The 25,623-nt window shown below is 71.1% G+C and carries 19 protein-coding genes and 1 pseudogene; 12 read left to right on the top strand and 8 right to left on the bottom strand.

Annotated elements, in window-relative coordinates; translation table 11 throughout:
* From ACTYVM_RS13655 to ACTYVM_RS13630, 6 genes are all read right to left on the bottom strand, one after another.
* Positions 1-1,305, bottom strand: coding sequence for a M20/M25/M40 family metallo-hydrolase (locus tag ACTYVM_RS13655; RefSeq protein ID WP_445526206.1), 1,305 nt, complete (start codon positions 1,303-1,305; stop codon positions 1-3).
* Positions 1,298-2,131, bottom strand: a complete 834-nt coding sequence (locus ACTYVM_RS13650) for a M55 family metallopeptidase (RefSeq protein ID WP_445526205.1) — start codon at positions 2,129-2,131, stop codon at positions 1,298-1,300. The genes ACTYVM_RS13655 and ACTYVM_RS13650 overlap by 8 nt, the downstream gene beginning before the upstream one ends.
* Before the next feature lie 70 nt (positions 2,132-2,201).
* A complete protein-coding gene (locus ACTYVM_RS13645; protein ID WP_445526204.1) occupies positions 2,202-3,335 on the bottom strand; it encodes a glycosyltransferase in 1,134 nt (377 codons plus the stop codon).
* Positions 3,332-6,232 (bottom strand): bifunctional glycosyltransferase/CDP-glycerol:glycerophosphate glycerophosphotransferase, encoded by a 2,901-nt coding sequence (locus tag ACTYVM_RS13640; protein ID WP_445526203.1) that lies wholly within the window; start codon positions 6,230-6,232, stop codon positions 3,332-3,334. Before ACTYVM_RS13640 ends, ACTYVM_RS13645 begins: the two co-directional genes overlap by 4 nt.
* A gap of 247 nt (positions 6,233-6,479) precedes the next feature.
* Entirely contained in the window at positions 6,480-8,888 is a 2,409-nt protein-coding gene (locus tag ACTYVM_RS13635; RefSeq protein WP_445526202.1) for an MFS transporter, read from the bottom strand.
* Between the two features lie 158 nt (positions 8,889-9,046).
* A complete protein-coding gene (locus ACTYVM_RS13630; RefSeq protein WP_445526201.1) occupies positions 9,047-9,490 on the bottom strand; it encodes an SRPBCC family protein in 444 nt (147 codons plus the stop codon).
* Between the two features lie 190 nt (positions 9,491-9,680).
* On the opposite strand from ACTYVM_RS13630, the gene ACTYVM_RS13625 reads away from it, so the two are divergent.
* From ACTYVM_RS13625 to ACTYVM_RS13610, 4 genes are all read left to right on the top strand, one after another.
* On the top strand, positions 9,681-10,739 hold the full coding sequence (locus ACTYVM_RS13625; RefSeq protein ID WP_445526200.1) for an Rv2578c family radical SAM protein: 1,059 nt from the start codon (positions 9,681-9,683) through the stop codon (positions 10,737-10,739).
* Positions 10,740-10,873: 134 nt separating this feature from the next.
* Complete coding sequence (locus ACTYVM_RS13620) at positions 10,874-12,478, top strand: alpha/beta hydrolase (RefSeq protein ID WP_445526199.1); 1,605 nt, start codon at positions 10,874-10,876, stop codon at positions 12,476-12,478.
* A gap of 271 nt (positions 12,479-12,749) precedes the next feature.
* A complete protein-coding gene (locus ACTYVM_RS13615) occupies positions 12,750-13,283 on the top strand; it encodes an RNA polymerase sigma factor (protein WP_445526198.1) in 534 nt (177 codons plus the stop codon).
* Positions 13,280-13,735 carry a hypothetical protein gene (locus ACTYVM_RS13610; RefSeq protein WP_445526197.1) on the top strand — a complete coding sequence of 152 codons (456 nt, stop codon included), beginning with the start codon at positions 13,280-13,282 and terminating at the stop codon, positions 13,733-13,735. The genes ACTYVM_RS13615 and ACTYVM_RS13610 overlap by 4 nt, the downstream gene beginning before the upstream one ends.
* 4 nt (positions 13,736-13,739) lie before the next feature.
* Here ACTYVM_RS13610 and ACTYVM_RS13605 read toward each other — a convergent pair whose 3' ends face one another.
* Entirely contained in the window at positions 13,740-14,621 is an 882-nt protein-coding gene (locus tag ACTYVM_RS13605; protein ID WP_445526196.1) for an alpha/beta fold hydrolase, read from the bottom strand.
* A 261-nt stretch (positions 14,622-14,882) separates the two neighbouring features.
* Between ACTYVM_RS13605 and ACTYVM_RS13600 the strand changes: the two are divergent.
* A pseudogene (locus ACTYVM_RS13600) lies at positions 14,883-14,978 on the top strand (RidA family protein); the annotation flags it as partial.
* Positions 14,979-14,993: 15 nt separating this feature from the next.
* Here the strand turns inward: ACTYVM_RS13600 and ACTYVM_RS13595 are convergent.
* Entirely contained in the window at positions 14,994-15,569 is a 576-nt protein-coding gene (locus ACTYVM_RS13595; protein ID WP_445526195.1) for an adenylosuccinate lyase, read from the bottom strand.
* Between the two features lie 564 nt (positions 15,570-16,133).
* Here ACTYVM_RS13595 and ACTYVM_RS13590 point away from each other — a divergent pair.
* From ACTYVM_RS13590 to ACTYVM_RS13560, 7 genes are all read left to right on the top strand, one after another.
* Positions 16,134-17,939: a 3-hydroxyacyl-CoA dehydrogenase family protein gene (locus ACTYVM_RS13590; protein ID WP_445526194.1), complete on the top strand. Its 1,806-nt coding sequence runs from the start codon at positions 16,134-16,136 to the stop codon at positions 17,937-17,939.
* Between the two features lie 136 nt (positions 17,940-18,075).
* Positions 18,076-18,885, top strand: a complete 810-nt coding sequence (locus ACTYVM_RS13585; protein WP_400027539.1) for a TetR family transcriptional regulator — start codon at positions 18,076-18,078, stop codon at positions 18,883-18,885.
* 449 nt (positions 18,886-19,334) lie between these two features.
* Positions 19,335-20,672, top strand: coding sequence for a crotonyl-CoA carboxylase/reductase (gene ccrA / locus ACTYVM_RS13580; protein WP_445526230.1), 1,338 nt, complete (start codon positions 19,335-19,337; stop codon positions 20,670-20,672).
* A gap of 9 nt (positions 20,673-20,681) precedes the next feature.
* Entirely contained in the window at positions 20,682-22,730 is a 2,049-nt protein-coding gene (locus ACTYVM_RS13575; protein ID WP_445526193.1) for an ethylmalonyl-CoA mutase, read from the top strand.
* The gene (locus tag ACTYVM_RS13570; protein ID WP_445526192.1) at positions 22,727-23,746 is read left to right on the top strand and encodes an HpcH/HpaI aldolase/citrate lyase family protein; all 1,020 of its coding nucleotides are present in this window, start codon (positions 22,727-22,729) and stop codon (positions 23,744-23,746) included. Before ACTYVM_RS13575 ends, ACTYVM_RS13570 begins: the two co-directional genes overlap by 4 nt.
* Positions 23,747-23,762: 16 nt before the next feature.
* Positions 23,763-24,275, top strand: a complete 513-nt coding sequence (locus ACTYVM_RS13565; protein WP_400027533.1) for a MaoC family dehydratase — start codon at positions 23,763-23,765, stop codon at positions 24,273-24,275.
* On the top strand, positions 24,275-25,480 hold the full coding sequence (locus ACTYVM_RS13560) for an acyl-CoA dehydrogenase family protein (protein WP_445526191.1): 1,206 nt from the start codon (positions 24,275-24,277) through the stop codon (positions 25,478-25,480). The genes ACTYVM_RS13565 and ACTYVM_RS13560 overlap by 1 nt, the downstream gene beginning before the upstream one ends.
* The last annotated feature ends 143 nt before the right edge of the window (positions 25,481-25,623 follow it).

Here is a 25,623-nt window from a genome sequence, read left to right as displayed (position 1 = left end):
TCAGGCGGTCCGCAGGAAGCGGTCCAGGACGCGGACGCCGAAGTGCAGCGCCTCGACGGGGACACGCTCGTCGACTCCGTGGAACAGGGCGTTGTAGTCGAAGCCCTCGGGCAGCTTCAGCGGCGAGAAGCCGTACCCGGTGATGCCCAGCCGGGAGAACTGCTTGGCGTCGGTGCCGCCCCCCATGCAGAACGGCACGACGTGGCCTTCGGGCGCGAACTCCTTCACGGCGGCCCGCATCGCCGCGAAGGACGGCGAGTCGACCGGCGCCTGCAGCGCCACCTCGCGGTGCTCGAACTCCCAGTCGACGTCCGGGCCGGTCAGCCGGTCGAGGGTGGCGCGGAACTCCTCCTCGCCGCCGGGCAGATACCGCCCGTCGACGTGGGCGACGGCCTCCCCCGGGATCACGTTGATCTTGTAGCCGGCCTCCAGCATGGTGGGGTTGGCGCTGTTCCGCAGCGTCGCCTCGACCAGGTGGCCCGCCGGGCCGAGCTTGTCCAGCAGCGCGTCGACGTCCCGCAGATCCGCCTCGACGCCGTACACGGCGGCGAGTTCGGTGAGGGCCGCGCGTACGGTCGGGGTGAGCCGCACGGGCCATTCGTGGCTGCCGATCCGGGTGATCGCGGCGGCGAGCCGGGTCACCGCGTTCTCCCGGTTCACCTTGGAGCCGTGGCCCGCCCTGCCCCGGGCGGTCAGCTTCAGCCAGGCGGTGCCGCGCTCACCGGCCGCGATCGGGTAGATCTCGCGGCCGGCGCCGTCGTGGAAGGTGTACGCCCCCGACTCGCTGACGCCCTCGGTGCACCCCTCGAACAGCCCGGCGTGCTGGTCGGCAAGGAAGCCGGAGCCGTCCTCGGCGCTCGCCTCCTCGTCCGCGGTGAAGGCGATCACCACGTCCCGCCGCGGCCGGACGCCCTGCCGGGCCCAGGAGCGGACCACGGCGAGGATCATCGCGTCCATGTTCTTCATGTCGACCGCGCCGCGGCCCCACACGACCCCGTCGCGGACCTCGCCGGAGAACGGGTGCACGCTCCAGTCCTCGGCCTGCGCGGGTACGACGTCCAGGTGACCGTGCACGAGCAGCGCGTCCGCCGACGGGTCGGTGCCCTCGATCCGGGCCACGACGTTGGTCCGGCCCGGGGTGCGCTCCAGGAGCACGGGCTCCAGGCCCGCCCCGGCCAGCCGTTCGGCCGCGTACTCGGCCGCCGGGCGCTCCCGGCAGTCGCCGCCGCCCCGGTTGGTGGTGTCGATGCGGATCAGGTCGGAGGTGAACCCGACGACCTCGTCCAGCGCCTGCGCGTCAGCCATACTGCTCCTCGATCGCGGCCGAGGCGATCGTGGTGACCGCCTTGAAGGTGCGGATTGCCTCGTACATGGTCGCGCCGGTGTAGGCGACCTTGCGCTCCCCGATCCGGCTCACTCCGGGGACGACGGTGCAGGCCATGGCGAGGTGTTCGGCGTCGAACTCGACCGCGATGGTGAACGGGCCACGCTGGAACGGTTCGTGACGGACCGCCAGCTCGGCCGCCTGCTTCGCGGCCGCGCGGATGTCGGCGGCGGTGCGGGTCGGCGTACGGCACACGGCCGCGTACCGGGACACGTGGTCCTTCACGGCGACCTTCAGCGCCCCGGGCGCGTATCCGAGGGCGTCCTCGCAGGCCACGTCGTCCCCGGTGACCAGCACGACCGGCACCCCGTACTCGGCGACCACATGGGCGTTGAGCAGCCCCTCGCTGGCCCGTACGTCGTTCAGCCAGACCCCCGTGATGGAGTTGGCGAGGAAGGTGTGGGCGAGGACGCCCTCCATGCCGGCGCCCGCGTGGTAGCCGACGAAGGCGATCCCGTCCACGTCACCGTGCTGCACGCCCTCCACCATGGACAGCGACTTGTGCCGCCCGGTGATCATCCGCACCCGCTCGTCCATCTGCTCGAGGAGCAGGTTGCGCATGGTCCAGTGCGCCTCGTTGACGAGGACCTCGTCGGCTCCCCCGTCGAAGAAGCCGCGCACGGCCGCGTCGACGTCCGAGGTGAACATCGCCCGGCACCGCTCCCACTGCGGCGTCCCCGGCAGCACGTCGGCAGGCCAGGTCACACCGGTGGCACCCTCCATGTCGGCACTGATGAGGATCTTCATGGAGCGTCACGTTACGCGCCGATCAGCGAACCGGCTACGGAGAGGCGGTGAAAGTCGGCAGGTCCGGTCCTCAGCGCTCCAGGAAGTCGAACAGGTCCTCCCAGCGTCCGGTGATGACGTCCGGGTCGAAGCGCCGCACACTGCGCAGGGCCTGGTCGCCCATCGTGTCGCGCAGCTGCTCGTCGGACATCAACCGGACGAGGTGGCGGGCGAGTTCGGAGGTGTTGCCGGGGCGGGCGAGCAGGCCGTTCTCCTCGTGGGCGACGATCTCGCGGACGCCGGGCGCGCAGTCGAACGCCACACAGGGCACGCCGGTCGCCATGGCCTCCAGCAGGACCAGCGGGAAGCCCTCGCCGCGGGAGGACTGGACGAAGACGCAGGAGGCGCGCAGCGCGCCGGGCACGTCGTCGGTCTGCCCGGCGAAGTCGACGGAGTCCTCCAGGCCGAGTTCCGCGCACTGCTGCCGGAGCTGCGCCTCGGCCTCTCCGCTGCCGTAGACGCGCAGGGTCCAGCCGGGCTGCTTCGGCGCGGCCTCGGCCCAGGCGTCCAGGAGCATGTCGACGCCCTTCTCGTGGGACAGCCGGCCGACGCTCACCACCACCTTCTCGGTGCGCGGCGACGGTGTGCCGGGCGCGATGGGCAGCGGGTTGGGCATGAAGCCGACGTTGTTCATGCCCTCGACCCCCCAGCGGTCGGCGTCCTCCTGGGTGAGCGCCAGCAGCCGGTCGACGTCCTTGTAGTACCGCTTCACCCGCCCGAACCGCGACGACTTGCGGGCCGTCTCGAAGGACTCGTGGGTCATGCCGACGACGCGGTGCCCGGCGGTGTCCGCGAGGGCCACCCACTCCATCGCCCACACCTGGGGGACGACGATCATCGCGCCGGGCCGGGCGGCCTGGAACAGCGCGGAGAGCCGGCTCGCGGCGGACCGCATGTGGGTGTCGTGGCGGCGCACGGCCGGGTCGAGGCGGCCGAGCGGGCGACGCGGCCTGGGACGGCCGGGCGGGCGGCGGGCGTAGAGCGTCACGGTCCGGAACGGCGGCCGGTCGGCGAGAGCCATCGGGTGGTGGGGCGGGGCGATGCCGACGACGGTGACCCGGTGGCCGCGCTCGGCCAGCAGCCCGGCCAGCTGGATCTGCCAGCGGCCCACACCGCCGAGTTCGTTGACCTCGTTGCCCACGAAGAAGATGTCGCGCTCGGTCATCGGGTCTCTCCTGCGGCACCGAAGAAGCGGTCCACGATCTGCGCCGCGGCGTCCCCGCGGTCGTACTCGCCGTACTTGTCCACGAACTCCTTCAGCCGCGCCTCGTACTTCGACTGTACGGTGCCCAGGTCACGGATCACGGCGAACAGTTCGTCCTCGGTGCGGGGTACGGGGCCCGGTGCCTCGGTGAGCAGGTCGAAGTACGTGCCGCGGCTGTCCTGGGCGTACTCCTCCCAGTCGTGGGCGTAGAACACGAGGGGGCGCCGGAGCAGGGCGTAGTCGAACATCACCGACGAGTAGTCCGTGATCAGGCAGTCGGCGAGCAGCAGCAGCGGGGTGATGTCCGGTTCGGCGCTGACGTCGATCACACGTCCCGCGACCGACGGCGGCAGGGTGATCCGGTTCAGGTAGTGCGCGCGCACGAGGAGGGTGTGGTCGTCGCCGAAGCGGGCGGCGAAGTCCTCGACGTCGAAGGGGAACGCGAAGTCCCGTACGCGGCCGTCGGGATGGGCGCGGAACGTCGGCGCGTACAGCAGCACGCGCCGGTCCGGGGCGAGGCCGAGCCGGTCGGCCAGCCGCTGTACGTCGGCGGGCGGCGGCGCCCCCTCGCGGACCCGCACCAGGGCGTCGTTGCGCGGGTAGCCGGTGCGCAGCAGCTTCTCCTCGGGGATGCGGTAGGCGCGGGCGAGGGTGCGCACGTCGTGCTCGCCGCGGACCACGAAGTGGTCGAAGCGGTCCAGCGCCTGCTGGTAGGAGCGCTGGTCCGGCTCGGACATCATCCGGTGGGTGGGCTCGTCGAAGCCCATCCGCTTCAGCGCCGAGCCGTGCCAGGTCTGGATGTACGTCGTCTCCGGGCGTTTGGCCAGCCGCAGCGGGTAGCCCTGGTTGTCGATCCAGAACTCCGCCTGGGCGAGGGCCTTGAGGTAGCGCCAGGACCAGCGGCGCACGAGTTCCACGTCCTGTGGGAAGCCCGTGGGGCGTTCGCCGGCGTACGACCAGATCGGGGTGATCGGCGTCTTGCGGCGGCGCAGTTCCTCGAAGACGGCCCGCGGGCTGTCGCTGTACTGCTTGCCGAGGTGGCTCTCGAAGACGACCGTGCCCTTGCGGACGGGCAGCCTGCGCAGCATACGGTCGTAGACCTGGATTTTGCGGGCACCGGAATTCAGGTCGCGACGCACGGCCCGCAGCGTGCGGTAGGCGCGCTTGGCGGCCCGCGCGGGGCGCCCGTGCAGGTTGCGCTCCACGGCGGCGCGGCCGGTGCGGGCGAGGCGGCCGTGCTGGGTGAGCCGGAAGGCCAGGTGGCCCTTGGCGGACACCTGCGCCTCGAGTCGGTCGGCCATGAGCCGGGTCAGGCGGGGCCTGACGGGCAGGGACCCGGCGTGTTCCAGGTCGACGGCGCCGACGGTGAGCCGGCTGGTGGTGCGCTTGCCGTCGGCGGTGAGGTGCAGCCGCACGTCCCAGACGTCATCGACGATGCCGAGTGGTCTGAGCCGCCGGGCCAGCGGCACCTCGGCCCGCCAGGCGATCGTGTCGCCCTCGTGGCGGGGGGCGGGCACCGGGAAGCGGAAGGTCTGGAGGCTGCGGCGGCGGGCCCGGAACTCCAGCTCGGCACCGAGTTCGGCGCCGGGGGCGATGATGCGCAGCGGGTTGACGAGCTCGCCGGCGAGCACCAGGTCGCCACCGTGCACCGCGTACGCGGTGAGCCGGTTGCGCAGGGCCATCCGGTTCAGCGGTCTGGCGTGGTAGCCAAGGGTGGTGACGTCCAGGAGCTCGCGCATCTCGGGGTTGTCGAGGTAGCGGTCGGTCCAGTAGATCCGGCCGCCCCGCTCGGTCAGCGGCGCGGAGATCTTGTGCCGGTTGATGAGCGTGTCGATGGCCGGCATCAGGTCGGTCCAGTCCTCGCGCAGCAGCAGCTGGGCACAGATGGCGTGGACGCGGTCGAGCTCGGCGTACGCCGCCTCGGGGAAGTCCTGGACGTAGCCGCGGGCCAGTTCGGCGAAGCGGTGGCGGTACTCGTCGTCGAGGAAGGGGAGTTCCCGCAGGTACAGCACCAAGTCGTGCTTGAGGAACTTGACGTCCTTGCGCAGCTTCAGCTCGTCCTGGCCCCGGCGGTCCAGGATGGCGTCGATGCGGCGGTGGATCTCGACGCGGTCGGCGAAGTTGCTGATCTCGCCACGCCGGTTGCTGATCGACTTGACGGCGGACTTCTGGGCGACGTTCCAGTGGTAGACCGTGTGGGGGATGAGGGTGATCCGCTCCGCGGCCAGGTAGGCCTGCGCGGAGAAGAGCAGGTCCTCGTAGTGGATGCCCCGCGGGAAGGCGAGGTCGTTGTCGATCAGGAACCGGCGCCGGTAGCACTTGTTGGTCGACAGGGTGTCGAAGACGAACAGGTCCGGCAGCTCGGCGACGGAGTCCAGGGTGCGGGTGCTGCGGTACAGCCAGGGATACCAGAGGACGCGCTTGCCGTGCCGGCTGTCGGTGTGAACCCGGACACACAGGCCGGAGACGAGGTCGGCGCCGGTGCGGTCGGCGGCCTCGATCATGTTCCGGCACGCGTTCCGTTCCAGGGTGTCGTCGCTGTCCAGGAACATCACGTACCGGCCGCGGGCCGCCTTGACGCCCTGGTTGCGGGGCTCTCCGCAGCCGCCGCTGTTCTCCTGGAGCCGGATCGCCCGTACCCGGTCGGGGTGGGCCGCGGCGAGCGCCTGCGCGACCTCGTGGGAGCCGTCCGTCGAGCAGTCGTCGGCGATGATCACCTCGACATTGCGCAGTGTTTGCTCGAGGACGGAACCAACGGCTGTCGCAAGCCTCTCTTCGTCGTTGTAGACGATGACGACGACACTGACGTCCGGCTCCGGCGCGACGATCGACACGGCCACCTCTCGTCTCTGTTCCATGTGGTCTGTGGGGGTGATGGCTCAACCCTACAACGTGTAGGGAAAGCCCCGATTCCCACCCCTCCAAACTACGCCAATGCGACAATACGCCACCCTACTGACACGCAGAGTACGACCGGCGACCCGGGCCGGTCAGCGGGTGCGGCCTGCCACAAGGCACTGGGGTGGCGGTTCGGTTCGGACTCGGAGGGGGAGCGCACCGGCGTACGGTGCGCTCCCCCCGACAAGCCGGCCTCTGACGGACCGCTCAGTCCTCGTGTCCGAGTTGGAGATCCCGTTCCGTGCGTCCCCCGCCCGCCACTTGGAGCACCGTGGCGACGGGCGGGTAGCCGGCCGCGATCACGGTGTACTCGCCGGAGGACAGGTCGACGAACCGGAACGTTCCGTCGGGTCCGGTGGTGAGCGTGTCGACGACGTTGCCCGCGGCGTCGAGGAGGGTGACGCGCGCGTCCTCGACGGGCCGCCCGCCGCCGGCGCGGACGGTCCCGCGCAGCACGGCGCCGCCCGCGAGCTCGACGTCCTGGCGGGTCTCCCGCGCGGCCTGCACGCTGACCGGCAGCGCGGCCGGGCGGAAGGCGGGGGCGCTGGCGGCGAGGGTGTACTCCCCGGCGACCAGTTCGGTGATGGCGTAGCCGCCCTCGCGCCCGCTGCGGGTGCTGGCGACGACCTCGCCGTGCACATTGGTCAGGGTGACGGTGGCGTCGCGCACGGGGGTGCCGTCGGCGGTGCACACGGTGCCGGTGAGGCGTCCGGCGCCGCCGAGGACGACGTCGAGTTCGACGGGCCGCTCGCCGACGGTCACGGAGACGGCCTGCGGCTGGTGCCCGCCGGCCGCGGCGATCAGGACGTACGACCCGGTGCCCGGCGTGGACAGCGCGTACCGCCCGTCGTCGCCGCTCGCGCCCCGGCCGATCTGCTGTCCCCCGACGTCGATCAGGGTGAGCGCCGCGCGGGGCACGACGGTGCCGTCCGGGTGCTGCACGGTGCCGCAGACGGGAACACCGGCGGGGTAGGGCGAACGGGCCTGCGGCACGGATACGTTCAGCTGTTCGGCGGCGTTCGGCGGCGCGGACTCCGTGCCGGTCGCGTGGGTGTTGTGGGACACCAGCGGTCTCTCCTTGAGGAAGAAGGCGATGAGCAGGCCGAGGACGAGCACCGGCACCAGGTAGAGGAAGATCCGCGGCATGGCGTCCGCGTACGCCCGCACATAGGCGTCGCGCAGGGCGGGCGGCAGCGCCCGCACGGCCTGCGGGGTGATCGACTCGGGGTCGGGGAGGGCGGCGCCCGCGCGCGCGGGGACGCGGTCGCGCAGGGCGTCGGTGAGCCGGCCGGCGAACAGGGTGCCGAAGACGGCGGCGCCCACGCTGCCGCCGATCTGCCGGAAGTAGTTGTTGGCGCTGGTCGCCGTGCCGAGGTCGGCGGGGCGCACCGAGTTCTGCACGGCGAGCACCAGAACCGGCATCACCAGGCCGATCCCGGCGCCGAGGACGGCCATCCAGACGCTGTACTGGAGCCGGGACGTGTCGACTTCGAGCCGGGACAGCAGCCACATGCCGACGGCGGACAGGGCACTGCCGAGGAGGGGGTAGATCCGGTAGCGGCCGGTGTGGCTGATGAGCTGCCCGGAGACGACGGACGCCGCCACGATGCCGCCCATCATGGGCAGCATCAGCAGTCCGGACTCGGTGGCCGAGGCGCCGTCGACCATCTGGAGGAAGGTGGGCAGGTAGCTGGCCGCGCCGAACAGCGCGACGCCGATGACGAGCCCGACCAGACCGCTGACGTTGAAGACGGAGTCCCTGAACAGCCGCAGCGGGATGACGGGTTCGACGGCGAAGTGCTCGGCGACGAGGAAGAGCGCGGTGGCCGCGACGGCGCCCGCGCCGAGCCCCAGGATGGTCCCCGAGCCCCAGGCGTACTCGGTGCCGCCCCAACTGGTCAGCAGCACCAGGCAGGTGGAGGCGACGGCCAGCAGCAGGGCGCCCACGACGTCGAAGCGGGCCTTGCTCCGGGGCCTGGGCAGCTTCAGCACGACGGTGATCACGGCCAGGGTGACCAGGCCGAAGGGCACGTTGATGTAGAAGCACCAGCGCCAGGACAGGTGGTCGGTGAAGTAGCCGCCGAGCAGTGGCCCGGCGACGGAGGCGAGGCCGAAGGCCGCGCCGATGAGTCCCATGAACCGGCCGCGCTGCCGGGGCGGCACGATGTCCGCGATGATCGCCTGCACGCCGATCATCAGTCCGCCGGCGCCGACACCCTGCACGGCGCGGAAGGCGATGAGCTGGTCCATGGTCTGCGCCCGCCCGGCGAGCGCGGAACCGGCGACGAAGACGGCGATGGCGAACTGGAAGACGCCCTTGCGGCCGATCAGGTCGCCGAGCTTGCCGTAGACGGGCAGGCCGATGGTGGCGGTGAGCAGGTAGGCGGTGATCGCCCAGGACATCCGGTCCAGGCCGTGCAGCTCGCCGACGACCTTCGGCAGCGCGGTGGCGACGATCATCTGGTCGAGCGCGGCCAGCAGCAGCGCGAGCATCAGCCCGACGAAGACCAGCCGCACCCGGCGGGCACCGAGCCCCGAGGCGGGGGCGGGCGGCGGGGTGGGGATCCTGGGGGGCGCCGCGACCGGCTCGTCCTGCACCAGAGTGATCCCGCCCACGTACCGCTCCCTCGTCGCACCTGCCGCACGATTGCCGCGCAAAGCGACAACTGCGGGCAGGGCGACGAGTTACGGCGGGCGTCCGGTCCATGCGGAGATCCACTCGAACCGGTGAGCAGCCAACGATGCACGTCGGCTGAGGAGTTGCTCCGAAAAGGTTACTTCTCGACCTCGATGGCGAGCTTGGCGAGCATCGCGTCGTAGATCCGGGCGAGGCCCTTGGGGGCGAACGTCCTCTCGAAGAAGCCGCCGATGCCGCCGGCGCCCTTCCAGGTGGTGGTGATCACGACACGGGACCTGCCCTCGCCGGCCGGGGTGACGCGCCAGACGGTGACCATGGAGGAGTTGCGGTCCTTCTCGACCAGCTCCCCGTCGGTGGGCTCGGAGACCTCCATCAGGCAGTCGCGCACCCGCTTGCTGGTGGCCTGGAGCTTCCAGTGGACGAGGGTGCCCTCGCCGTCACCGCCCTCCCGCACCTCGTACTCGCTGAAGTGCTCGGTCAGCACCTTCGGACGGGTGCCGCTGTAGTCGGCGACCGCGTCGAACACCGTCTCCGCGTCGGCGGCGACGACCCGCTCCGTAGTGGCCTCGACCTGCGCCATGGCTTCCTCCAGGACATCCGTTCTCAGGCTTGGGGCAAGCCAATCACCCCTCCGCCCGGCCACCCAAATCGGGGACCGCAAGTGATCGAATCCGGCGCGGCGGGCGATCGGGAACGGCGTCCGTACGGTCGGCCGCACGATCAAGGGAACATGTGTTCTATTCTGGGGCCAGCACTACCGAGGAGGCGCCATGCGCTGGGACAACCTCACCGTGGACCCGGACGACTCCGGGGACCCCGGTCACGGCCGGGCCGCCGACGCCGCGCTCTTCGGGGCGGACGCGGTCACCACACGTACCTTCGACACCCCCGAGTTCCGTGGGATCACCTTCCACGAGATCCGGGCCCGCTCGATCATCAACCGGGTGCCGGGCGCCTCGCGCATGCCCTTCGAGTGGACGGTCAACCCGTACCGCGGCTGCACGCACGCGTGCGTGTACTGCTTCGCCAGGAAGACGCACAGCTACCTGGACCTCGACACGGGCATCGGCTTCGACACCCAGATCGTGGTCAAGGTGAACGCCCCGGAGCTGCTGCGCCGCCAGCTGGCCTCGCGCCGCTGGCACGGCGAGCACATCGCCATGGGCACGAACGTGGACTGCTACCAGCGGGCCGAGGGACGCTACCGGCTGATGCCGGGCATCCTGGCCGCGCTGCGCGACCACGCGAACCCGTTCTCGATCCTGACCAAGGGCACGCTGATCCTGCGCGACCTCGACCTGCTCACCCAGGCCGCCGAGGTCACCGACGTGGGCGTCTGCGTCTCGGTGGGCTTCACGGACGCCGAGCTGTGGCGCACCGTCGAGCCGGGCACCCCGGCTCCCGAGCGGCGCCTGGACGTCGTGCGGACCCTCGGGGAGCACGGCATCGGCTGCGGTGTGCTGATGGCGCCGGTGATCCCGTTCCTGAGTGACCGTCCGGCCCAACTGCGCGAGACCGTAAGGGAGATCGCGGCGGCCGGAGCCACCTCCGTCACCCCGCTGGTCCTGCATCTGCGGCCCGGCGCCCGCGAGTGGTTCATGGCCTGGCTCGACCAGCACCACCCCCACCTCGTACGCCACTACGAGCGGCTGTACGCCGAGGGCGCCTACGCCCCCACGTGGTACCAGCGCCGGATCACCCGTCAGGTGCACGACCTGGCAAGGGAGTACGGGATCGGGCCGGCGCGCTCGGGAGCGGCCCGGCGTATCCGACCGGCCGAGCCGACGCCGCCCACGACGTCCGAGCCGACTCAACTCACGCTCCTCTGAGATCATTCGAGCGCATCCCCCGGCCCAATTGGGTCAACAATCGTCAGAAAACGTTCTTCCGCTAGTTCTTTCCGGGACGATGCGGCGAGGATCGCGAGACCGCGGTCCGCAGCCTCTCCGTCCTGGGAGGACTCATGAGAAAGAGCGCTGCCGTGCTGTGCGGTGCCGCCGTCGTCATGGCCGGATCCCTCACGGCCGTCCCCGCCGACGCGAGCACACCGCGTCCCGCAGCCGGCACAGTCGCCGCGTCCGCCACCAAGGTCACCTGGAAGAAGTGCGGCACCGCCGGTCATCCGACCCTCCAGTGCGGGTCCGTGAAGGTGCCGCTCGACTACGCGCATCCGTCCGGGAAGAAGATCACGCTGGCGCTGTCCCGCGTCCCGCACACCGCCAAGACCTCTCAGGGCCCCCTGCTGGTCAACCCCGGCGGTCCCGGAGGCAGCGGGCTCTCACTCGCCGGGTTCGTCGCCTCCTCCCTGCCCAAGAAGGTCGCGGCCCAGTACGACGTCATCGGCTTCGACCCGCGCGGCGTGGGCAGGAGTTCCCCGGCGCTCGACTGCAGGCCGGGCTCCTTCAAGCCGGTGCGCCCGGACTCGGTGCCGAGCGCGCCCGCGATCGAGAAGGCCAACCTCGCCCGCGCGAGGTCCTTCGCCGCCGCCTGCGGCAAGAAGTACGCGAGCGTGCTGCCGCACATCAACACGGTCAACGCCGCGACCGACATGGACTCGATCCGCCGGGCGCTCGGCGCGAAAAAGATCAATTACTTCGGTTACTCCTACGGCACCTATCTCGGCGCGGTGTACGCCAAGCTCTTCCCCGAGCGGGTGCGCCGGCTGGTCCTGGACTCGATCGTGGACCCGACCGGCGTCTGGTACGAGGACAACATCCGGCAGGACTACGCCTTCGAGGCCCGCCAGCAGGCCTTCCTGGCATGGATCGCGCAGCACGACTCGACCTACAAGCTGGGCACGGACCCGGCCGGGGTCGAGGCCAGGTGGTACACGATGCGGGCGGCACTCGCCAAGAAGCCCGCGGGCGGCAAGGTCGGCGCCTCCGAACTGGAGGACACCTTCATCCCGGGCGGCTACTACAACGGCTACTGGCCCTACCTCGCCCAGGCGTTCGCGGCGTACGCGAACGACAAGAAGACCGCCCCGCTGGTCGAGGCGTACAAGAGCCTCGCCGCCGTGGACGCCTCCGGCGACAACGGCTACAGCGTCTACGCCGCCGTGCAGTGCCGCGACACCCCGTGGCCGCGCGACTGGCGGCAGTGGCGCAAGGACAACCTGGCCGCGTACACCAAGGCACTGTTCATGACCTGGAACAACGCCTGGTACAACGCGCCCTGCGCCTTCTGGCCGGTCTCCGCCAAGCGACCGGTGAACGTCGCCAACGGCAAGCTGCCGCCGGTGCTGCTGTTCCAGGCGACCGACGACGCGGCCACCCCGTACGAGGGCGGTGTCACGGTGCACCGCCTGCTGCGCCGCTCCAGCCTGGTCGTCGAGCAGGGCGGCGGCAACCACGGCATCACGCTGAGCGGGAACGCCTGCCTGGACAAGCACCTGGCCACGTACCTGACCAACGGCAAGGTGCCGCGCGGACACGGTGTCGCCGACGCGGTGTGCCGGCGGCTGCCCGACCCGAAGCCGCTGAGCGCGTCGGCGTCCGCCGCGTCCGCCGCCCCGACGGGCGGCGCGCGCGGGGCGGCGCTGCACAACCTCGTCCACTTCCGCGGCTGAGCGGACGACCCATCTCCGGCGGGTCACCACAGGCGGCCTGACGGGCCGTAGTCGACGACGACGTGGCGGGCCGTCGGACATGGCCCGACGGGCCGCCCGACGACCCGCCGGAGACGGACTGACTGAGGGCTGGCTCCCACCCGACTGGCCGTACGACAGAGACCGCGATCCAGCCGCCCCGTTCCCGCTCCGGGAGACCTGGGCCAAGGAGTGCTCGGCGACTCGCCCTGCACCGGCCCGCCCGGAGGCGGTCGCGGTACGGTGTGCGGCGATGGATGCCGACGCGCGGCCCTGGGACGTGGCGGCGCCGCTCGTACGAGCTGTGCAGAGCGGCGACGCCCTCGCCATGGACGACCTGCTGAAGCTGGTGACACCGTATGTCACCCGGCTGTGCGCCCCGATCGCCCCGGACGACACCGCGGACGCCGTGCAGGAATCCCTTCTCGCGGTGTTCCGGGGGCTGCGCGGACTGCGCGATCCGCAGGCGTTCTACGGCTGGGTGCGTGCGGTCACCGTGCGGGAGGCCGTCCGGGTGGCGCGACGCTCCGCGAGTGAGACGCCCGCAGACCCCGAGGAGATCGCCCGGCTGCGGGACCTGCTGCCCAGCGTCGGGGGCGAACTGAGCGTGGAGGTACGTGACTTGCTCGCCCGACTGCCTCTCCGGCATCGCACCGTACTCGTGCTGCGGGAACTCGAAGGATTGGACGAGCGGGCGACGGCCGAGCTGATCGGCGTGCCCGAGGGCACCGTGAAGTCACGGCTGAACAGGGCCCGTTCCTCCTTCCGGAAGGCGTGGACACGGTGAACGCCCCCGACCCGGTCACCCGGCTGCGCGTACTGGCCGCCGCACTGCGCGCCCCCCTGTACGCGGAGGCCCGGATCGCTCTGCCCTTCGAACAGGTGTGGGCGGTCATCGCCGACCTGGAGGGCGAGCTGCCCCATCTGATCTCCTTCGTACGGGAGTTCAGGGTCCCGCCCGGCGACAGTGAACACAAGGCGGCGCAGGCCGTGGACGTACTCGGCCTGCGCGGGCCGTTCGACGTGCGGCTGAGCCCCGGGTGGTGCCTGATGCAGTCCCGCCTGGTGACGATGGGAGTGGCCGCGGCGCCGGACGGCGACGGGACGCGGCTCGCCGTGTGCGGCGCGGCGCGGCCCGCCGCACTCGGCCCCGTGCAACGCGTCTACCGCCGCCTGCTCGGCACACGCCGCACTCGTGCCTTCTTCCGTGCGGTGGAGCGCCGCGCCGCCCTGCGCTGACCCCTCATCCGGTCCTGGCGACGAGCTTGCGCAGGGCCTCGGCCACCAGTTCCGGCCGCTCCTCGTGGAGATGGTGCCCCGCGCCCGGCACCACCCGTACAGTCAGATCGTCCGCGTCGGGATCGCCGCCGCGCACCAGGGCGGGCGGGATCACCCGGTCGCGCTCGCCGGCCAGGACCAGCGTCGGGACGGTCAGCCGCCGGCGGCGGTGGGTGCCCCGGAGACCCGCCGGGATGTCCCGCATGACGTACTGCCAGAACATCGCCTGCCCGGCGTGCGCCGAGGCCTGTGCCGCCTCGGTGAACTCCCTGAGATCCGCCTCCCGCCACACCGTGCGGTCGGCGACCGCACGCCGCAGCAGATACCGGGTGAAGGCCGGCCAGTGCCGCAGGACCAGCCGTCCGAGTACCGGGTACTCGATGAAGGCCGTGAACCACATCCGCCACAGATTCGGCAGGACGTCACGGTGACGCGTCCACGGGTGGGCCATGTTCAGCGCCAGGAAGGCACGGAACCGGTCCGGGTCCTGCTGACAGAGCCGGAAGCCCACCCCGGCACCCCAGTTGTGCCCGACCAGGGTCACCCGCTCGAGGCCGAGTTCGTCAAGGAGCGCGAGGATGTCGTCACCGAGTCCGTCCGTGTCGTAACCGCGCCTGGTCTGCTCCGACCAGCCGAAGCCGCGCAGATCGACGCAGATCAGCCGGTGGTCGTCGGCGAGCAGCGGGGCGAGCGCGCGCCACGCGTACCAGTGCTGCGGGAAGCCGTGCAGCAGCACCACGGGCTCGCCGCTGCCGGACTCGGCCATGTGCAGCCGGGCCCCGCGGACCGTCACCCACCGGTGCTCGGTCCCTTCCGTCCGGGGCATGGGGCGGTCGCTGTTGATCATGAGGGAATCCCTTCGCCGGATGCGAGAATCCACGTTCACCCCGCCAGGAGGCGCACCACCTCACGAAGGTTCCCTCGTGTTTGGACGCACGTTCTGCGAGTACGTACCGCCGCCGCGAACGCGTTCGTAACGATCGCTGTCATGACGGCGAGAGGAGAGCCGATCAGCCGCCGGGAGCGTCCGGCGAAGCCCGCCCTGTCCCGGCGCTGGATTGGTGGAGCGCGTCCTCTCGGCCTCGACCTCGAACTGCGCGAGGCCGGCGACCGTCTGCCCGCCTCCTCGGCCGTCCAGGTCGCGGACCTGGTCCGCCCCGAGTTCCTGATGGAGGCCGAGGTGTTCGCCGTACTGCCCGAGTGAGGTGTTCCCGGCGGCTCACCCGGATCGCGGCACGCGGGCGAGCGCGTCGACCGCCGCCTTCGCCAGGGCCGGGTGGGCGAGGGCCTCGGTGAGGACCGGGCGGGCCCGGACGTCGCCGAGCGCGCCCAGGCCCTCCACGCAGGCCAGGGCCACCCGGCGGTAGGGGTCGTGCGGGTGGAGCCGGCGCTCCAGCGTGGTGATCAGGGCAGGCACCGACTCGGGCGCCCGCAGCTCCACCAGCAGCCGTACCGAATGCAGCGCGTAGGCGACGCGCAGCTCGTTGGTGGCCAGGGCCGCCGCGGCGCGGGCGGTACGAGGGTCACCGAGCCGGGCCAGCGCGTACGCGGCGCAGACACAGCGCTGCGGGTCGCGGTGGTTCAGCAGCAGGACCAGGGACTCGAAGGCCCGCCGGTCCCCCGCGAGGCCGAGGCGGAACGCGGCCAGCTCCCTGGCCCACAGCGGCTGCCCCGGCGCCGTGAGCACCTCGGCCAGCTCGTCCGGATCCCGGGTGGCCACCAGATGCCCGTACGCCGCCGAGCCGCCCGACTCCTGCCGTAAGCGCTCCGTGAGCGACCGCAACTCTTCGTCCACGACGGCCAGCCTAGTGCCGCGGCGGGCAACGTTTGCCCGTCAAGGAGCGGCGTCCGGTGCGTGCTCTCGGTGTGCCGGCCGGAAGTCCTCGTACTGGATGTACTCGGGCTTTCGGCCGGTGCGGCGAGAGGGCGTGCCGGGCGTCGCGACGGGGCAAACGTCGCCCGCCGCGGCACTAGGCGCGCGGTCCGCCGCGCGGGGCCCGCATCACGAACGCGCGGGACATACCTCACACACCCAAAAGGGTGGCGCGCTCGTTACCCGCGGGTTAAGCTCAGACGAGCGAGACACCCTCTCGCCGCCTCTCGCAGTGGCCTGGTGACGCAGCCACCGCGAGTGTTGTCGGTTCGGTACCCCGAGTACCGCAGTACGACCCGGCTTCGGGACAGAGCCGGTCGGCCTTCGCCGGCCGCCGGGCGCGCAGGCGCCCGCGGCGACCGGCACCGGGCGCGTGCGTGCGCTCCCGGCCCGGCAACACCGCACCCCTTCCTTCCGCACCCGGTGCGCCCGTCGGCACACCCGGGACGCGTTCCCAGTCGTCACCCTCATTCCTGGAGTCCCGCGATGGCCACTCCCCTTTTCGACATCTCCCCGTCCCCGCTGAAGACGATCGCCGTCGTCGGCCTGGGCACCATGGGCACCGGCATCACCGAGGTCCTGGCCCGGGCGGGCCGCGAGGTCGTCGGCATCGACATCAGCGAGGAGGCGGCCGCCCGGTGCGTGGCCGCCCTGGAGAGCTCCACCGCCCGCGCCGTGGCACGCGGGCGCCTGACCGAGCGGGAGCGCGCGGACGCGCTCGCCCGCGTGCGCACCCGGACCGACCTGGCCGCGGCGGCCGACGCCGACCTGGTCGTCGAGGTGGCACCGGAGTCGTACGAGACCAAGCAGCAGATCTTCCGCGAGCTGGACCGCATCGTGCGGCCGGAGGCCATCCTGGCCACCGGCACCAACGCCCTGTCGGTGACCCGCCTGGCCGCCGACTCGGCCCATCCGGAGCGGATGCTCGGCCTGCACTTCTTCAACCCCGCGCAGGCCATGCGGCTCGTCGAGATCGTCTCCTCGGTGCTGACCGCCCCGCAGGCCGTCCAGGCGGTCACCGACCTCGCCCTGGAACTGGGCAAGGAGCCCGTCGCGGTCGGCGACCGGCCCGGATTCGTCGCCGACGGGCTGCTGTTCGGCTACCTCAACCAGGCCGCGGCGATGTACGAGGGGAGGTACGCCTCCCGCGAGGACATCGACGCCGCGATGCGGCTCGGCTGCGGTCTGCCGATGGGCCCGCTGGCGCTGCTCGACCTGATCGGCGTCGACACCGCGCGCACGGTCCTGGAGGCCATGTACGCCGAGTCGCGCGACCGTCTGCACGCCCCCGCGCCGATCCTGAAGCAGCTCAGCGAGGCCGGTCTGACGGGCCGCAAGGCAGGCCGCGGCTTCTACACCTACGAGGCTCCTGGCAGCGGCGTCGTCGTGCGGGACGCGCTGACCCCGCCGTCCGGTGACGTCCTCGCCCCCGGCCGCCCCGTCCGCTCCGTCGGCGTCGCCGGCTCGGGCATCATGGCCTCCGGCATCGCGGAGGTGTTCGCGAGGGCCGGGTACGAGGTCGTGCTCGCGGCCCGCAGCGCGGAGAAGGCGCAGGCCGCCAAGGCCCGTATCGGCAAGTCGCTTTCACGCTCTGTCGACAAGGGGCGGCTGAGTGCCGAGGCCGCCGCGCGGACCCTGGACCGGGTCACGGCGACCGGCACCCTCGACGACTTCGCCGACGTGGATCTGGCCGTCGAGGCCGTCGCCGAGGACCTGGTGGTCAAGCAGCAGCTGTTCGCGGCGCTGGACAAGGTCTGCAAGCCGGGCGCGGTGCTGGCCACCACCACCTCCTCGCTCCCCGTGGTCGCCTGCGCCCGCGCCACCTCGCGCCCGCACGAGGTGATCGGCATGCACTTCTTCAACCCGGCCCCGGCGATGAAGCTGGTCGAGGTCGTGCGCACGGTGCTGACGGCGGACGACGTCCACGCGACGGTCCGCGAGGTCTGCGCCAGGATCGGGAAGCATGCCGTCGACTGCGGGGACCGCGCGGGCTTCATCGTCAACGCCCTGCTGTTCCCGTACCTGAACAACGCGGTCAAGATGGTGCAGGAGCACTACGCGTCCCTGGACGACATCGACGCGGCGATGAAACTCGGCGGCGGCTACCCCATGGGCCCGTTCGAACTGCTCGACGTGGTCGGCCTGGACGTCTCCCTGGCCATCGAGAAGGTCCTCCACCGTGAGTTCCGCGACCCGGGCCTGGCCCCGGCACCGCTCCTGGAGCACCTGGTGGCCGCGGGCTGCCTCGGCCGCAAGACGGGCCGCGGCTTCCGCGAACATGCCCGGCGCTGACGGGCCGGGCGACCGGTGCGGGGACGGGTGCGAGTGGGGCGGCCTGCTGGAGCCGGCGGCCGCTCCCCCGTCCACCGAGCACGGAGGAAGGCGGGGACGTGCGCACCGGGCCGCGCGCATGCAGTACGTTCGGGTCATGCCCCAGCCCGCCAGGTCCACACGAACACCCGCCACGCCGGACGCGCCGGAGAGCGCCGCAGGCTCCCGCGCGGCCGCCCAACGGCTCAGGATGCGCCGGGAGCTGGCGGCCGCCGCGATGGAACTGTTCGCGACCAAGGGATACGAGTCGACCACGGTCGACGAGATCGCCGCGGCGGCCGGGGTCGCCCGCCGCACCTTCTTCCGCCACTTCCGCTCCAAGGAAGAGGCGATCTTCCCCGACCACGACGACACCCTGATCCGCGCCGAGGCGGTCCTCAACGCCGCCCCCGCGCACGAGCACCCGCTCGACACGGTGTGCCGGGGCATCAAGGAAGTCATGAAGATGTACGCGGCGCAGCCGGAGATCTCGGTCGCCCGCTACAAGCTGACCCGCGAGGTGCCCACGCTGCGCGAGGCGGAGATCGCCTCCGTGGCCCGCTACGAGCGCCTGTTCACGCGTTATCTGCTGGGCCACTTCGACGAGCGCGTGCACGCCGACGACGCCAACGACGACCCGCTGCTCGCCGAGGTCGCCGCCTCGGCCGTGGTCACCGCGCACAACCACGTGCTGCGGCGCTGGCTGCGGGCCGACGGCCAGGGAGACGTCGAGACACAGCTCGACCACGCCTTCGCGATCGTGCGCAGGACGTTCGGCACCGGGATCGGGGCCGGCCGGGCCACCGCGCCCGCGTCCGGGCCGTCGGCGGCGGTGTCCCGGGGCGAGGTGCTGGTGACGGTCGCCCGCACCGACGCCCCGCTGGAAGAGGTCATGCGGACGATCGAGGCGGCGCTGAAGGAGCGCTGAGGGGCCTCACGCCCCAGGTCCAGGTGATGACGGCCACCCCACGGGGTGGCCGTTTTGGCATGTCGGAGCCCCTTTTCGCCCGGCTCGACCGTGCCGTTCGATCGATCATCGCTCATTTGTTGCGTAAAGATTTCGTTTGAGCGAGAATTCTGGCACTCAGTGCCTTGCGGCGTGACACGCCGTGTCATACGTTGAAGGAGTCCGGGCGGCCGGCGCGCGGAGAACCGCACGCACGCCGGCTGTCCCAGCGAGCCGACGGCGGCCCGCCCGCCCGGACGCCTGCGTCACAGGCAACCTCCCGCGCCACTAAGCGCCGCCGAAGCCCCACCCGCCGAACCGACGGCACCGGGCCGGACCGACGGCCCCCTCCCCTCGCCCCTCAGCAGCACCGACGTAACCCTCAGCGCCCCTCCCCCGGGGCGCTCGACGCCGGAGGCAACACCGTGACCGTGAAGGACATCCTGGAGGCGATCCAGTCGCCGGACACCACGTCCGCCGACTTCGCCGCCCTGCCCCTGCCCGAGTCGTACCGCGCGATCACCGTGCACAAGGACGAGACGGAGATGTTCGCCGGGCTCCCGACCCGCGACAAGGACCCGCGCAAGTCCCTGCACCTGGACGAGGTGCCGCTGCCCGAACTGGGCCCGGGCGAGGCCCTGGTGGCCGTCATGGCCTCCTCGGTCAACTACAACTCGGTGTGGACCTCGATCTTCGAGCCGCTGTCGACGTTCGGCTTCCTGGAGCGCTACGGCCGCACCAGCGAGCTGGCCAGGCGCCACGACCTGCCGTACCACGTCATCGGATCCGACCTGGCGGGCGTCGTCCTGCGCACCGGCCCCGGCGTCAACGCCTGGCACCCCGGCGACGAGGTCGTCGCGCACTGCCTGTCCGTCGAGCTGGAGTCCAGCGACGGCCACAACGACACGATGCTCGACCCGGAGCAGCGCATCTGGGGCTTCGAGACCAACTTCGGCGGGCTCGCCGAGATCGCGCTGGTCAAGTCCAACCAGCTGATGCCCAAGCCCGGCCATCTGAGCTGGGAGGAGGCCGCCGCCCCCGGCCTGGTCAACTCCACCGCCTACCGCCAGCTGGTGTCCCGCAACGGCGCCGGCATGAAACAGGGCGACAACGTGCTCATCTGGGGCGCGAGCGGCGGACTCGGCAGCTACGCCACGCAGTTCGCCCTCGCCGGCGGCGCGACCCCCGTCTGCGTCGTCTCCAGCGAGCAGAAGGCGGACCTCTGCCGCGCCATGGGCGCCGAGGCGATCATCGACCGCGCGGCCGAGGGCTACCGGTTCTGGAAGGACGAGCACACTCAGGACCCCAAGGAGTGGAAGCGCCTGGGCAAGCGCATCCGCGAACTCACCGGCGGCGAGGATGTCGACATCGTCTTCGAGCACCCCGGCCGCGAGACCTTCGGCGCGAGCGTGTACGTCACCCGCAAGGGCGGCACCGTCGTCACCTGCGCCTCCACCTCGGGCTACACGCACGAGTACGACAACCGCTACCTGTGGATGTCCCTGAAGCGCATCATCGGCTCCCACTTCGCCAACTACCGCGAGGCCTGGGAGGCCAACCGCCTCATCGCCAAGGGAAAGATCCACCCGACGCTGTCCCGGGTCTACTCCCTGGAGGACACCGGGCAGGCCGCGTACGACGTGCACCGCAACCTGCACCAGGGCAAGGTCGGCGTGCTGTGCCTGGCACCCGAGGAGGGCCTGGGCGTGCGCGACGAGGCCCTGCGCGCCCGGCACGTCGACGCCATCAACCGCTTCCGGAACAGCTGAGAGGCGCACATGAGTGAGCGTCAGACACCGCGGGCGCACGGGGACAGGGACCGGCCGTGGCTCATGCGCACCTACGCCGGCCACTCCACGGCCGAGGCCTCCAACGAGCTGTACCGGCGCAACCTCGCCAAGGGCCAGACCGGTCTGTCGGTGGCGTTCGACCTGCCGACGCAGACCGGCTACGACCCCGACCACGTCCTCGCCCGCGGTGAGGTCGGCCGGGTCGGCGTGCCGGTCTCGCACCTCGGAGACATGCGCCGGCTGTTCCAGGACATCCCCCTGGAGCGGACGAACACCTCGATGACGATCAACGCCACGGCCATGTGGCTGCTGGCGCTCTACCAGGTCGTCGCGGAGGAGCAGGGCACGGACATCACCGGGCTCCAGGGCACCACCCAGAACGACATCGTCAAGGAGTACCTGTCCCGGGGCACCCATGTCTTCCCGCCGGGCCCGAGCCTCCGGCTGACCACGGACATGATCGCGTACACGGTCCTCCACATGCCCAAGTGGAACCCGATCAACATCTGCAGCTACCACCTCCAGGAGGCGGGCGCCACGCCGGTGCAGGAGATCGCGTACGCGATGTCCACCGCGATCGCCGTCCTGGACGCGGTGCGCGACGGCGGCCAGGTGCCGCAGGAGCGCATGGGCGACGTCGTCGGCCGCATCTCCTTCTTCGTGAACGCGGGCGTCCGCTTCGTCGAGGAGATGTGCAAGATGCGGGCGTTCGGCCGCGTCTGGGACCGGATCACCCGCGAGCGGTACGGCATCAAGGACCCCAGGCACCGCCGCTTCCGCTACGGCGTCCAGGTCAACTCCCTCGGCCTGACCGAGGCGCAGCCGGAGAACAACGTCCAGCGGATCGTCCTGGAGATGCTGGCCGTCACCCTCTCCAAGGACGCACGCGCGCGTGCCGTGCAGCTGCCGGCCTGGAACGAGGCCCTCGGCCTGCCCCGGCCCTGGGACCAGCAGTGGTCGCTGCGCATCCAGCAGGTGCTGGCGTACGAGTCCGACCTGCTGGAGTACGAGGACATCTTCGAGGGCTCGAAGGTGATCGAGGCGAAGGTGGCGGAGCTGGTCGAGGCGGTGCTCGCCGAGATCGAGCACATCCAGGAGCTGGGCGGCGCGATGGCCGCCGTGGAGTCCGGTTACCTGAAGTCCCAGCTCGTCGCCTCGCACGCCGAGCGCCGGGCCCGGATCGAGTCGGGCCAGGAGAAGATCGTCGGCGTCAACATGTTCGAGGGCACCGAGCCGAACCCGCTCACCGCCGACCTGGACACCGCGATCCAGACGGTCGACCCGGCGGTCGAGGCCCGGGTGACCGCCTCGCTGAGCCGCTGGCGCGACACCCGCTACCAGCCCCCGTTCAACCACCCGCGCCCGTGCAAGGCGCTGGAGCGGCTGAAGGAGGCGGCCAAGGGCACCGACAACCTCATGGAGGCCACGCTGGAGTGCGCCCGCTCGGGTGTCACGACCGGCGAGTGGGCCGGGGCCCTGCGCGAGGTGTTCGGCGAGTTCCGGGCGCCCACGGGCGTGTCCTCGGCTCCGGTGGCCGTCACCGCCGAGGAGGGCTCGGCGCTGGCCGCGGTGCGCCGCCGGGTGGAACTGACGGCCCGCGACCTCGGCGTCGGCAAGCTGCGCTTCCTGGTCGGCAAGCCGGGCCTCGACGGGCACTCCAACGGCGCCGAGCAGATCGCCGTACGGGCCCGCGACGCCGGGTTCGAGGTGGTCTACCAGGGCATCCGGCTCACCCCGGAGCAGATCGTGGACGCGGCCCTGGCCGAGGACGTGCACGCGGTCGGCCTGTCCATCCTGTCCGGCTCGCACGCCCAGCTCGTCCCGGACGTGCTGGAGCGGCTGCGCCGGGCCGGCGCCGCCGACATCCCGGTGATCGCCGGCGGGATCATCCCGAACGGCGACGCCGAGCAGCTCAGGGCCGCCGGAGTGGCCGCGGTCTTCACCCCGAAGGACTTCGACATCACCGGGATCATCGGCCGTATCGTCGACGAGATCCGCAAAGCGAACAAGCTCGAACCCCTGGAGGTCCCCGCATGACGGCCCACCCGTCGCCCGCCGCCGCCCCGCTGACGAGCGGCTCCGCCGCGCCCTTTCCCTCGGTCAACCGTCTCCGCCCCCGGCGCTCCTGCCTGGCCGTACCGGGCTCGAACCCCCGTTTCCTGGAGAAGGCACAGGGCCTGCCCGCCGACCAGGTGTTCCTCGACCTGGAGGACGCCTGCGCGCCGCTGGCCAAGCCGGAGGCGCGGCACACCATCGTCAAGTTCCTCAACGAGGGCGACTGGACGGGCAAGACCAGGGTGGTCCGGGTGAACGACTGGACGACCGAGTGGACGTACCGGGACGTCGTGACGGTGGTCGAGGGCGCGGGCCAGAACCTGGACTGCGTCATGCTGCCGAAGGTGCAGGACGCCCAGCAGATCGTGGCGCTCGACCTGCTGCTGACGCAGATCGAGAAGACCATGGGCTTCGAGGTGGGCCGCATCGGCATCGAGGCGCAGATCGAGAACGCCCGGGGCCTGAACAACGTCAACGGGATCGCCCAGGCCTCCGCGCGCGTCGAGACGATCGTCTTCGGCCCGGCCGACTTCATGGCGTCGATCAACATGAAGTCGCTCGTCGTGGGCGAGCAGCCGCCCGGCTACCCGGCGGACGCCTACCACTACATCCTGATGAAGATCCTGATGGCCGCGCGCGCCAACGACCTCCAGGCGATCGACGGCCCCTACCTTCAGATCCGCGACGTCGACGGCTTCCGCGAGGTGGCCGGACGGGCCGCCGCGCTCGGCTTCGACGGCAAGTGGGTGCTGCACCCCGGTCAGGTGGAGGCCGCCAACGAGGTGTTCTCGCCCTCCCAGGAGGACTACGACCACGCGGAGCTGATTCTGGACGCGTACGAGTACTGCACGTCCGAGGCGGGCGGCAAGAAGGGCTCCGCGATGCTCGGCGACGAGATGATCGACGAGGCCAGCCGCAAGATGGCGCTGGTCATCGCCGGCAAGGGCCGCGCGGCGGGCATGCGGCGCACGTCGAAGTTCGAGATGCCCACCGACTAGAAAGGGCCTGAGCGGCATGCAGTTCGGACGGACCTTCGAGGAGTTCGAGGTCGGGGCGGTCTACAAGCACTGGCCGGGCAAGACGGTCACGGAGTACGACGACCACCTGTTCTGTCTCCTGACCATGAACCACCACCCGCTCCACATGGACGCCAACTACGCCGAGAAGACGACCGACTTCGGCAGGAACGTCGTCGTGGGCAACTACATCTACTCCCTCCTGCTGGGCATGTCCGTACCGGACGTCTCCGGCAAGGCCATCGCCAACCTGGAGATCGAGTCGCTCCGGCACGTGGCGCCGACCTTCCACGGCGACACGGTCTACGGCGAGACGACCGTGCTGGACAAGTGGCCGTCGAAGTCGAAGAGCGACCGCGGCATCGTCCACGTGGAGACCAGGGGGTACAAGCAGGACGGCACGCTGGTGTGCACCTTCCGCCGCAAGGTGATGGTGCCGACCGAGACCTACACCAAGGAGCGCGGCGGGGAGCAGCCGGGCCGCCCGGAGCCGAAGCAGCAGGAGAAGTGATGGCCCGACTCGCCCAGACCGCCGGTCTGACGGACGTGCAGCAGGAGATCGTCTCCACCGTCCGGGACTTTGTCGACAAGGAGATCATTCCGGTCGCGACCGAGCTGGAACATCGCGACGAGTACCCGCAAGCGATCGTGGACGGCCTGAAGGAACTCGGCCTGTTCGGTCTGATGATCCCCGAGGAGTACGGGGGCCTGGGCGAGTCGCTGCTGACGTACGCGCTGTGCGTGGAGGAGATCGCCCGCGGCTGGATGTCGGTGTCCGGCATCATCAACACCCACTTCATCGTCGCGTACATGCTCAAGCAGCACGGCACACAGGAGCAGAAGGACCACTTCCTGCCCCGGATGGCGGCCGGCGACGTCCGCGGCGCCTTCTCGATGTCGGAGCCGGGCCTGGGCTCGGACGTGTCGGCGATCACGTCGAAGGCGGTGAAGGACGGCGACGAGTACGTCCTGACCGGCCAGAAGATGTGGCTGACGAACGGCGGCACGTCGTCACTCGTGGCGGTCCTGGTCAGAAGTGACGAGGGCCACCCCGAGGACACCGCGCCCCACAAGTCCATGACGACCTTCCTGGTGGAGAAGGAGCCCGGCTTCGGCGAGGTCCGGCCCGGCCTCACCATCCCCGGCAAGATCGACAAGATGGGCTACAAGGGCGTCGACACCACCGAGCTGATCATGGACGGGCTGCGCATCCCGGCCGACCGGGTGCTGGGCGGCACCACAGGCCGCGGCTTCTACCAGATGATGGACGGCGTCGAGGTCGGCCGGGTGAACGTGGCGGCCCGCGGCTGCGGGGTCGCCCAGCGCGCCTTCGAGCTGGGCATCGCCTACGCCCAGCAGCGCCACACCTTCGGCAAGCCGATCGCCCAGCACCAGGCCATCCAGTTCAAACTCGCCGAAATGGCCACCAAGGTCGAGGCCGCCCACGCCATGATGGTCAACGCCACGCGCAAGAAGGACTCGGGCCAGCGCAACGACCTCGAGGCCGGCATGGCAAAATACCTCGCCTCCGAGTACTGCAAGGAGGTCGTGGAGGACGCCTTCCGCATCCACGGCGGCTACGGCTTCTCCAAGGAGTACGAGATCGAGCGTCTGTACCGTGAGGCCCCCATGCTGCTCATCGGTGAGGGCACCGCCGAGATCCAGAAAATGATCATCGGTCGCAGACTGCTCGAAGAGTATCGGTTCCACGGCTGATTGTCCGGCTACGGGGTGTTTTCTTCGAGAAGAAGATCACACCCCGTCAGCGGTGTTCGGCTGCCGACTCGGCAGCTCGGCTTACCCAGTTGTGGTCCTTAACCGCTACGATCGCGGAAAGCCGCCGTCCCCCGTCGAAAGCG

It is taken from the genome of Streptomyces cyslabdanicus, from assembly GCF_052663305.1.
Note: the sequence above shows the minus strand (reverse complement) of the source record. Positions and strands in the feature narration are given on the sequence as shown.